Genomic DNA, 6,613 nt, shown 5'->3' with positions numbered 1-6,613 from the left:
TCGGTCGAGGTTCCACAAGAACACTTCGAGCAGCTGGCCCGCATCCTCGCCGCGAACAACCGGCGGTTGGAGAGCGCCATCGACGACCTGTCCCGAAGGCTGGACCCGGACGGGGAACACAGCCGGACGGCAGAGCCGGGCCGGCCGGGGGACGAGCTCGAAGCACTCTCCGTGCTCGGTAACGCAACGCGCACGCGGCTGTAATGGAGTGGGTTGTTCAGCCGTGTTGACTCCTGATGTGAGCGACCACGACGTTCTGATGGTTTCGGACCTGCGGCTGTCCGGCGGGACGACGGCCAGCATGGCCGAGGAGATCCGGGCGCATGCGGCAGCTGGGTACCGGACGGCGTTGCTGCACGTGAACAGCTCGCTCACGAGCAAGACGCTCGGTATATCGGCGCACTTGTCGACCCTGATCGACGACGGGCTGGCCACCCTCGTCCTACCGGGGGACACGGTGCACGCGCGGCACGCGATCGTCCGGCATCCGGCCGTCGCCCAGGACTTGGTCGAGCCGCTGCGTACGGTGACGGTCGACGGCGTCAGCCTGATCGCCAACCATCCTCTTCTCGACGCGGAGGGGACAGCGCAGTACGACCCCGGGCTCGCGACCGAGCGGCTCGCCGGATGTTTCGGCCACGACCCGCTCTGGCGGCCGATCGGTCCGGTCGTACGTCGGCAGCTGGCCGACCGGAGCGATGTACCGCTCGCCGGCGACGACTGGCGGAACCTGATCGATCTGGAGGGGTGGTTCACCCCTCGGGACGGTGCCCGGAACACACCGGTCATCGGCCGGCACAGCCGGCCGCATTGGACGAAGTGGCCGAACCGCGGTGAGGATATCCTGGCCGCCTATCCGGACTCGGCGGACGTGCGGACGCGGGTCCTGGGCGGCGCCGATCCGGCACGGGCCGTGCTGGGAAAGGTTCCCCGGCACTGGCTGGTGGAACCGTTCGGCGCGCGCCACCCTTCGGGCTTCCTGGCCGACGTCGACTTCTTCGTCTACTACCACCACCCGGGATGGGTGGAGGCGTTCGGGCGCAACATCATGGAGGCGCTGGCTTCCGGCGCGGTGGCGATCCTGCCAGAGCACTTCCGGGAGACGTACGGCGAAGCGGCCCTGTATGCGCCGCCACAGGGGGTGGCCGAAGTGGTGTCCCGGCTCTGTGCGGACCGCGCCGCGTATAGGGCGCAGTCCAAACTCGGCCGGGACCTCGTCGCGGCCCGGCACAGCTACCCGGCGCATGTCGACCGGCTGGACGCGCTGATCGGGCCTCCGTCTACGGGCGGTGCGGCACGCCCGTCGCGGCGGCGAAAAGTGGAGCGCGCCCGTGTCCTCTTCGTCAGCAGCAATGGGACCGGTATGGGGCATCTCACCCGGTTGCTGGCGATGGCCAACCGGGCGAGCGACCGCATCGAGCCGTTCTTCTTCTCCATGTCATCCGCGGTTCCTGTCGTGGCGCGGTACGACTACAACTGGGAGTACTGCCCGTCCCGGGACGACCTGGACGTCGACGCCCGGGAGTGGAACCCATTCTTCGCCCGGCGGTTCGCGGACGTGGTGCGCCGCTACCGGCCGCGGGCGCTGGTGTTCGACGGCACGTGGCCGTACCGAGGGCTGGGGGAGGCGAGGGAGCTCTTCCCGGACCTGCTGTACGTGTGGTCGCGCCGGGCGATGTGGAAGCAGGGGCATCGCACCGACCCGCTGGAGAAGTCCGAATGGTTCGACCTGGTCATCGAGCCCGGAGAGTTCGCGGCAGCGGCCGACCAGGGGCCTACGGTCTCACGCGTGGACGCCCGCCGGGTGGCGCCGGTCACCCTGCTGGATCGATCCGACGTGCTCAGCCGGGAGGACGCACGGGCCGAGCTGGGCATGGACCCGCACGAGAAGGCGGTCCTGGTGACTTTGGGCGGCGGAAACGCCCATGACCTCGGACCGGACCTGGAGGCGATCGCCGCCGCCATGCACCGGCGGCCCGGCTGGCACGTGTACGCCACCCGCCCACCCATCGCACGGGCCACACAGGACCATGCCGGGCTCCGGTCGATCTCGGTCTATCCGCTCTGCCGCAGTCTGGCCGCCTTCGACGTCGCGGTGGTCGCCTGTGGCTACAACGCGTACCACGAGTCGATCCTGGCGGGTGTCCCGACGATCTTCGTGCCGAAGACCAAGGTGACCGACGACCAGCATGCGCGGGCACATTACGCGGACGCGACAGGGGTGGGCGTCAGCGTCGATGAGGTGAGCGTCGCCGCCATCGACAAGGCCATGGACCGGCTGCTCGAACCGGCCACGATCGAGCGGATGCGGGCTCGATGTGAGGAGCTCTATCCGGGCAATGGTGCGGCCGATGCGATGGCGTCGGTCGAGAGACTCCTGACCGAGAGAGGGGTTATCGGATGAGTAATGTCACGACGACGGCGGCGATTCGGGCGCGTGTTCCCGGTTACCGGGTGGCCAGGCGGGTGGCGGGCAGGCTCCTGCGGCGCTCGCCCGTGGCGATGCGGGTCGCCCGGAGGCTGGCCGGCACCGGGAAGGCCGGGTCCTCCGCGGGCGGAACGTCGATGGGATTCCGCCCGGGCCGATACTTCGTGCAGGACGGTGCCCGCAAGCTCCCCGTGGTGGTGATCGTGGCCACCGGGCTGGGTGAGGGAGAGGCGGAGGGCCTGGCTCGTGAGTTCGAGTACGCCCAGATGATGACCGGTTCGTTCCGGCCGCTCTTCGTCATCGACAGCGCGGACTTCGCTCCCTTCCGCGGCAGGGGTTACGTGGTGGAGCGGGTGATGCGCGCGGAGGAGCTCTCGGCCGCCAGCCCCGGCGACTCGCACAGCGAATACATCTTCTCCCGGCTCAGATCCATCGCTTCTGACTATGGCGCATCCTCGATCGTCCCGCTGCCGGAGGGGACGGCGGGCGCCTTGCGCGGCCCGACGGCTCGGCTGGTCGGCGCGCTCGGCTAGCGATCGTTGGTCGCTACCGATCCTTGGTCACTGGGAGCCGGCGAGCAGGTCGAATGCCTGCTGGACGACGGCGCCGACATGCGCCTGGTCCGCGATCATGTCCGGATCCTCGGAGCTGAGCTGGACCACGAGCACGTGACCGGTTCCGTCGGCGTCCTCGAGATACCACGAGTACGCCAGCACCCCGGCGGAGCTTCCGCCCTTGAAAGCGATGTAGGGCCAGTCGTCCGCGTCGACCGCGAGGCCTGAGTTGACCGACATGAGGTCGCGCAGGGTCTGTGTCTCGTCCTGGGCGGCGAGCTGCTGCAAGGATCGGTGAGCGGCGGCGATGTCCTCGGCGCTGGCGAACCACTCGATCCCGGACGGCCACCGGGGCTCGGTGCCCACGGCGGCGACGTCGACCGCGGAGATGTCGGGAGGAAGATCCTCCAGCAACGACCGTCTCTGCTCGACGTTGGAATCGGCCCACATGTCGGGGAGCTCGGGTTCCGTCCAGCCGAGGCGGAAGAACTCGCTGGTGGTGAGGAAGGGCTGCAGCTGAGACGGTTCGTGGTGTCCCATCTGTGTGACAGCCGCCTCTACGGCTTCGCGGCCGACCAGGTCGATGAGCATGTCCGTCGCTGTGTTGTCGCTGATGGAGATCATCTTCTCCGCGGCCTCGGCCACGGTGACGGCCGTGCCGTCGGCGGCGTCCTGAAGTTCGCCGCTCGGCAGGCTGCGCAGCTCCGAGGTGACGGTGACCTCGTCGTCCCAGGAGACCTCCCCATCGAGTACCGCTCGCTGGACGGCACCGAGCACGTAGAGCTTGAACATGGAGCCCAGCGGCCGGGACGCGTCCGCGGAGCTCTCGTGCACGGGCATCCATGCTCCGTCGTCGTCGCGAGCGGCGTACACGGCGATCTCGGCCCCGGTCTCGGCGAGCGCCGCGTCGAGCTCATCCCAGCTGGCCACGTCGGGCGCATCGGCGGTGGGCTGCATGTACAGTCCACCGATCGTCTCGTCGTCGTCGATTCCGACGCTGAGCTGGTAGCACGTGTCATCGGCAGCGATCAGGTCGACCACGGCCTGATGCGACTCTCCGGAATACGAGACCGGGGTGAACGGACCCAGCGTCCGGAGGCTGTCGAACGTGGCCGCCACCTCTTCCGCCGGTACCTCGTCGAGGAAAAGGTCGCTGAAGCGTTCGGCTGCCTCGTCCGCGTCTGGTCCGGACTCCTCGTCGAGTTGGTCGAGAACCCAGCGTGACTGCTGCCCGGCCGGGGTATTCGGGAACTCCGCCACCGGTTCGGGCTCGCTGGGTGCCGCCTGCGTCGTCGGGGAGCTGGTGGGAGACGCATCGGTGGGGCCTGCGTCGCCGTCGTCGTCCGTTGAGCATCCAGCCACGACGGCTGCGCTCAGCAGCATGACGGGCAGGCGTCGGGTCCGCGGATGCATCGTTCCCCCAAACGGTCGGCTCCAGCGGATATGACATTACCGTGCGGTGTCCGGTGACTGGCGGCAGGGCCGGAGATGACAGGGAGCGGATCAATTGTCATCGATAGTCAAGTGGCAGTCACAGAGTCTATTTGAGGAGACTTACCGAAAGTCTTTACGTCGCAATGAGTCATCGCTATAGTCATAGCCATGGATCTACCGGACCCGTCCGGACCGGTAAAGCTAGGGGTTGGGTAGTCCACCTTTCAGAAGATGCTCGAACGGAGGGAAGAGCATGTATCTCGTCGACACGCTGTCCGATCTCATCAACACGATCATTGACGTGATCGGTAGCCTTCTTGGGTAGATTGTCCGCATAGGTCCCTATTTAAAAGGATCCGGTAGATAGCCGCAGGTACTGCCGCAAGTGCGTGGCACGGGGGAATGCATGACCGCAGCCGCCTGCGGGGCAGAGTCCAAAAGTTACATACGGGGATAAGGTCCGCGTGCACCGAATCGTCTGGTGCACGCGGACCTTATTTTGTTCCAGCCATGGTGACCATCCTGTTGTGGCGTGAGACGGAAAGAATTCACCGCACCGTTGCCGCACCGTTATTCTTGGCTGGAATCCCAGGAGATGAGGTCGTGCGGAAGGCTCGTCCGTGCCGCGCGCAGGAACGCGAATGGCGTACGGAGACCGAAATTGGCCACCCGTGAGGTGTACACGTCGGCGTACCGCTCGACCTGCCTGGCGAAGAGGCTCTTGTCATTCCCGGCACGCATCATCGGTCCCCACGTCGGATTTCCGAGCTCGGCGGCGCCTTTCGCGAGCGGGGTGATGCGCTGGTCGAGCTGACGGAGTTGTTCCAGGAGCTGGCCGATCGACGGCCCGTCCCACGCGGGCGCCGACTCGTCGGCGCTCCTGCGAACCTCGGAAAGCCGAGCCTGGGCCACGAGATCCTCGAGCGTGATCTTGTCTGCCATAAGCCTGCGCAACTCGGCTTCGTCCTTGGCGAACCGGTTGGCGTCGGCGATGTCAACCTCGAGCTCACGCATGATCAGGGCCGTCCGCCAGCGCAGCACAGACTTGGTGACGTGGACGTCTCCGAAGAGATGATCGCCCGCGTAGAGGATCTGAGCCCCGTCCAGGCCGAGGCTCTGCTCCACCAGCCGTGCGCACGCGCCGTGGTAGACGTCCCCGACCTGAAGCGGGCCGCGGTGCGGCTGGAGCAGGCCGCGTTCCGTGTCGACCATACGGAACGCCTGGATGTCCTCGGCGAAGAAACGCGGTTTCGCGGCTGCGACCACGACGATGTCGAACAGGTCTCGCCACGACCCGCTTGGGACGTGGCGATCGAAGGCGTAGCTCATCATCGCGCGGGTGTAGCTCCACTCGCTGTTGGTGATGAGGAGCAGCCGTTTGCCCGCCATGCGCTGGTCCAGCAGGGTCTGCGCGGTGTCGGGGTCGAGGTCACAGAACCGATCGGGGTCGGCCGCGATCTCGGCTTTGAGCGTCCCGATCGCGTGTGACTGGTCAAGGGCCGCGGAGACGATACGGTAGAGCTCGTCGTAGCCGACCGGCCCGGTGATCTCATCGGCGTCGAGCTTGTCCACGAGCTGGGCGTACAGCGAAGCCTCCGAGATGGAGAACATCGTGTTGAGGAACCTGAAACGCGGTTCGCCCAGGTCGACGAAGACGTTGGCATAGGCATTGCGCAGCTCGTCGAAGGTCAGCTGGCGGGTGCCGTGCTGGGCCTGGATGACGTACCCGAACCGGGTAGCCTTCACGAGGTTGCCCAGGTCCAGGTCGATCACGAGGCCCTGCAGATACCGGTCCGCTTCGAACGTGAGGTCCGCGACGGGGAGGCCGCGCTCCGCGAGCAGCCGGCGCGCGTGCTCGAAGGCCGCGCCCTCCCATTCATCGATGCGGTAGTGCAGCAGCGTGTAGTCCATGTCGTAGCCGATGGCCCGGACGGATCTCAGGTTCAAGGTCCGGTTGGCATAGACGTCGCGACCAGGATCGATGGAGTATGTCATTCGTTCTGTCTCCTGCATTGGGATGCCAAGGCTACGTCATACGGACGTGTCAGGCAGGTGCTTGGCTGTGGTCGTGTATGCAGGTATCGTTCAAACGTAGGTAACGAACAGATTAAGGTGTTTCTGCAGGTGCCGGGTGCCTCGTCGCTGAGTTCGGCGCGGGTGTTGAGGGAAGAGGGCCGTTGTCCATGACGTTCTCCGC

Annotated in this window: 5 protein-coding genes; 3 read left to right on the top strand and 2 right to left on the bottom strand. The window is 66.6% G+C overall.

Annotated elements, in window-relative coordinates; genetic code table 11:
* The 3 genes from ELR45_RS34290 to ELR45_RS00720 all read left to right on the top strand — a co-directional run.
* On the top strand, positions 1 to 204 hold a 204-nt coding region (locus tag ELR45_RS34290), incomplete at its 5' end, for a hypothetical protein (protein WP_165367340.1).
* Between the two features lie 19 nt (positions 205 to 223).
* Complete coding sequence (locus tag ELR45_RS00725; protein ID WP_129662639.1) at positions 224 to 2,404, top strand: hypothetical protein; 2,181 nt, start codon at positions 224 to 226, stop codon at positions 2,402 to 2,404.
* A complete protein-coding gene (locus tag ELR45_RS00720) occupies positions 2,401 to 2,961 on the top strand; it encodes a hypothetical protein (RefSeq protein WP_129662637.1) in 561 nt (186 codons plus the stop codon). The genes ELR45_RS00725 and ELR45_RS00720 overlap by 4 nt, the downstream gene beginning before the upstream one ends.
* 27 nt (positions 2,962 to 2,988) lie before the next feature.
* Here the strand turns inward: ELR45_RS00720 and ELR45_RS00715 are convergent, their stop codons facing one another.
* Both ELR45_RS00715 and ELR45_RS00710 read right to left on the bottom strand, forming a co-directional pair.
* Entirely contained in the window at positions 2,989 to 4,365 is a 1,377-nt protein-coding gene (locus ELR45_RS00715) for a serine hydrolase (RefSeq protein ID WP_165367339.1), read from the bottom strand.
* Between the two features lie 621 nt (positions 4,366 to 4,986).
* On the bottom strand, positions 4,987 to 6,411 hold the full coding sequence (locus tag ELR45_RS00710; RefSeq protein WP_129662634.1) for an HAD-IG family 5'-nucleotidase: 1,425 nt from the start codon (positions 6,409 to 6,411) through the stop codon (positions 4,987 to 4,989).
* Between the last annotated feature and the right edge of the window lie 202 nt (positions 6,412 to 6,613).

This window comes from Phytoactinopolyspora endophytica, assembly GCF_004138495.1.
GTDB classification, from domain to species: Bacteria; Actinomycetota; Actinomycetes; order Jiangellales; family Jiangellaceae; genus Phytoactinopolyspora; species Phytoactinopolyspora endophytica.
Note: the sequence above shows the minus strand (reverse complement) of the source record. Positions and strands in the feature narration are given on the sequence as shown.